This is a genomic window from Bacteroides sp. AM16-13 (assembly GCF_003602705.1).
In the GTDB taxonomy this organism is placed as follows: domain Bacteria; phylum Bacteroidota; class Bacteroidia; order Bacteroidales; family Bacteroidaceae; genus Bacteroides; species Bacteroides xylanisolvens.
Genome location: NZ_QTLK01000088.1, coordinates 1 through 552, shown reverse-complemented (window position 1 = coordinate 552; position 552 = coordinate 1). Strand labels below are relative to the sequence as shown.

Sequence of the window (552 nt, the reverse complement as noted above, 5' to 3'; positions counted from 1 at the left end):
GATGTTTCAGTTCCCTGCGTTAGCTTCCATCCAGGATGGATGACATTCCTTCAGAATGCCGGGTTGTCCCATTCGGAAATCTTCGGATCAAAGGTTATTTGCACCTACCCGAAGCTTATCGCAGCTTATCACGTCCTTCATCGCCTCCGAGAGCCAAGGCATCCGCCATGCGCCCTTGCTTACTTTCTTTCAAACGTTTTATTCGCGTATTGGTATTGATTGTGGAATTGCTTCCGGCTGTCAATATTGCATACTCGAACACGTACGGTTTGATATATACTTTTAGCTCTTACTTTTAATTTTACTTTTTGTACATCATGTCAAAGATCGTTTCTCTTTTCAGAGATGGTGGAGAATAACGGATTCGAACCGTTGACCCTCTGCGTGCAAGGCAGATGCTCTAGCCAGCTGAGCTAATCCCCCGGAATAAGTTGAGAGTGGAGAATGGAGAGTTGAGAGTCAAACTTACAACTACCACACAATCATCAACATTCTCGAAGTAGTCCCAGGCAGAGTTGAACTGCCGACCTCTACATTATCAGTGTAGCGCTC

At 45.3% G+C, this 552-nt stretch carries 1 tRNA gene and 1 rRNA gene; both read right to left on the bottom strand.

Annotated features, from left to right (window positions below):
- Positions 1-189, bottom strand: a 23S ribosomal RNA gene (locus DW173_RS23700); the annotation flags it as partial.
- Positions 190-346: 157 nt separating this feature from the next.
- Positions 347-423: transfer RNA gene (locus DW173_RS23695), tRNA-Ala, on the bottom strand.
- Positions 424-552: the final 129 nt, after the last annotated feature.